Annotated in this window: 1 protein-coding gene; it reads right to left on the bottom strand. The window is 37.8% G+C overall.

Annotation, left to right across the window (positions count from 1 at the left end; genetic code table 11):
- Nucleotides 1-24: 24 nt before the first annotated feature.
- Nucleotides 25-701, bottom strand: a protein-coding gene (locus UYI_RS35520; RefSeq protein ID WP_200860562.1) for an IS1 family transposase whose coding sequence is annotated in 2 segments (ribosomal slippage) — nt 25-392 and nt 392-701 — 678 coding nt annotated over the 2 segments. Because the reading frame shifts where the segments join, the coding sequence is not laid out codon by codon here. This gene is flagged as partial in the annotation.

Raw genomic sequence — 701 nt, 5'->3', positions numbered from 1 at the left:
GGCGTTGCATAAATGCGGGATGATTTAATTCAATACGGGTATTTCCCAATACTTTAAGTAATGAAGTAATAATCGAATTGAATATTTCAGCATATCTACTGACTTTGAATAGCACAATGTTTTGCGGTGTAGTCGTGCTAAATAGTGACGCAAGCGGTTATTTTCGCCTTCAACTCTAGTCATATATGTTTTACTCACAATTTGGTCTCCATCGGGGATAAAACTTGGGTAAACTTTCCAGCCATCTGTTACATAAAAATAGCTCTTCCAATGTTTAACAATTTCCCACAATGGCTCAAACGTTTCAGCACTATGGTCTCCTAAAACCCAGGCTAGAATACCCTGAGTAAAGTGATTTAGTGCTGTCCAAAGCCAAATTTTGTTTTTTTTGACCCGATGAATGTCTCTAATTCATCTAGTTCTCCAACTTCTGGAATCATATCTTCTTTTGGCACATCTGGAAGTTTTTCTCCTAATTTTTTGACCCAATAAATGATGGTAGTATGATGCACACCTTTAACTCGCTCAATCCCACGAAAACCCATGCCGTTCAGGTACATTTTTAAACATTCTTGTTTCACCTCCTCTGAATATCCTTTCGCCGGATTGTACACATCTATAAATTGGCGAGCGCAGTTAGTACAAATGTGATTTTGTTTACCTCTTCGCTTTCCATTTTTCCTAATTTCCGTAGATCCACA

This window comes from Fischerella muscicola PCC 7414 (genome assembly GCF_000317205.1).
Lineage (GTDB): Bacteria > Cyanobacteriota > Cyanobacteriia > Cyanobacteriales > Nostocaceae > Fischerella > Fischerella muscicola.
The sequence above is the reverse complement of the archived record's forward strand: the minus strand, read 5'-3'. Positions and strand labels throughout refer to the sequence as shown.